The sequence below is a fragment of the Candidatus Protofrankia californiensis genome (genome assembly GCF_900634765.1).
Taxonomy (GTDB): Bacteria; Actinomycetota; Actinomycetes; order Frankiales; family Frankiaceae; genus Protofrankia; species Protofrankia californiensis.
Window position 1 is genome coordinate 14,127 of record NZ_CAAAFT010000198.1, and the last position, 2,047, is coordinate 16,173.

Below are 2,047 nucleotides of genomic sequence, written 5' to 3' on the forward strand. Positions count from 1 at the left end.
CGACCCGGGCCGCCTTGTCACCGGGGTCGAGCCCGCGCGCCAGCCAGCGGGACTGGGTGGCCACCCCGGTGGGGCAACGGCCGGTGTGGCAGCGCTGCGCCTGGATACAGCCCAGGGCCAGCATCGTCTCCCGACCGACATTGATCAGATCACAGCCCATGGCCATGGCCAGCAGCGCGGTTTCGGGGAAGCCGAGTTTGGCCGAGCCGACGAAGACGATCTGCTCGTCGAGCCCGGCGTCGGTGAAGATTCTGTGGACCCGGCTGAAGCCGAGTTTGAACGGGAGCGCGACATGGTCGCTGAAGGCGAGCGGTGCCGCGCCGGTGCCGCCCTCGCCCCCGTCGATGGTGACGAAGTCGACCCCACGGCCGGTGACCACCATCTGGTCGGCCAGTTCCTCCCAGAAGCCCAGCTCGCCCACGGCCGATTTGATCCCGACCGGTAACCCGGTCGCCGCGGCGATCTCCTCGACGGTGTCGAGCATGCTGTCCACGTCACTGAACGCCGAATGGGTGGAAGGACTGATGCAGGTCTCCCCGGCCCGTACCCCCCGTATGCGGGCGATCTCGGGAGTGACCTTCGCCGCGGGCAGGACACCGCCGATACCGGGTTTCGCCCCCTGGCTGAGTTTGATCTCCAGTGCGCGGATCGGATGCCGTTCGACGAGTTCCACGAGGCGCTCGAGACTGAACCGGCCATCGGGGGTACGACAGCCGAAGTAACCCGTGCCGATCTGGAAGACCAGGTCACCGCCGTGCAGATGGTGTTCGGACACTCCTCCTTCGCCGGTGTTGTGCAGACATCCGGCGGTGGCGGACCCCTCGTTGAGGGCGACGATCGCCGATGCGCTCAGCGCGCCGAAGCTCATGCCCGACACGTTCACGACCGACGGCGGCCGGAACGCGCGCGTCCGGCCGCGCGCCGCGCCGAGTACCTTGCGGCATTCCAGCCGGTCGTCGTCGGGTGCAGGTGCCGGCAGCGGGAAAACCGCTGGTTTGATGATGAGATAGTTCGCCGACTGTTCCAGGTCGTTGTCCGTGCCGAAGCCGAAGCTGGCGTTCATCTGCTTTGCCGTCGCGTACACCCAGCGGCGCTGGTCGCGGCTGAACGGCCGCTCCTCGTCATTGCTGGTCACGATGTACTGGCGCAGCTCCGGGCCGACGTCCTCCAGCAGGAAGCGCAGGTGCCCGACGACCGGGAAGGTTCGCAGGATCGAGTGCTGGCGCTGTATCAGGTCGTAGAGCGCCACCGCGCACACCGACAGGACGATTCCCAGCGCTGTCCATCCGACCACCGTCACGCACCCTATTGAACCCGCAGCCGTGCCTGTCCTGGCCGCGGGCCGACGAGTTTCTGTCAGCATCGTCGAAAGGGGCGGCGTCACCTCCGCCCTGCACAGCTGCTCCTGATCATGGACAGGGACTCGCCATGAAGTTCATGCTCCTCAGCGACGTCGAGCGGCAGGACAAGCCGCCGGCCGAGCACCTTCGACCGCTCGTCGACAACGCGGTGCTCGCGGAGCAGCTCGGGTTCGACGGCTACGGCATCGGGGAGCGTCACGACCGTCCGGCCATCTCGTCCGTGTCGGCGGTCATCCTCAGCAACATCGCGGCGCCTACCTCGACCATCCGGCTGTTCACGACGGTCACCACTTTGACGTCGTACCGTCCGGTGCCGTCGTCTCGAGACCATGGCGCGGGGCCCGCGGCCGCTGGCAGACCGCGCCGCCGGGGCGGGAGGATCTGGCGGTCCAGCGCTACCGGGGCTGGCTCGCCACACTCAGGCGCGACAAGCACGGTCTTCTGCTCAACCCGTCGTCGTATGTGGACGGTGAGATCTTCGACGTCAAACTGCCCCGTTCAACCAGGGGCGGTTGGCCATCCGGCCGCGCCGCTGGGCCCCCAGAGCCGGTGCGGGCCATAGGCGGGCGGCCGCGCTCAAGCCGCTCCACAGCGCGCCGACCGTGGACGCCCTGGGCACCCCCACCCTCGCGTGATCGAAGGAGACGCGGTGGGCGGCAGCCCGCCCACGTCACGGCCGGTTCCGA

2 protein-coding genes are annotated in these 2,047 nt (G+C 68.5%); one reads left to right on the forward strand and one right to left on the reverse strand.

The window, feature by feature from the left end:
* A partial coding sequence (locus tag DD1DGNOD_RS10910) for an FMN-binding glutamate synthase family protein (protein ID WP_131770038.1) occupies nt 1–1,300 on the reverse strand: 1,300 nt, incomplete at its 3' end.
* 137 nt (nt 1,301–1,437) lie between these two features.
* Here DD1DGNOD_RS10910 and DD1DGNOD_RS31145 point away from each other — a divergent pair.
* Nucleotides 1,438–1,923 (forward strand): LLM class flavin-dependent oxidoreductase, encoded by a 486-nt coding sequence (locus DD1DGNOD_RS31145; RefSeq protein ID WP_430827795.1) that lies wholly within the window; start codon nt 1,438–1,440, stop codon nt 1,921–1,923.
* Nucleotides 1,924–2,047 lie beyond the last annotated feature (124 nt).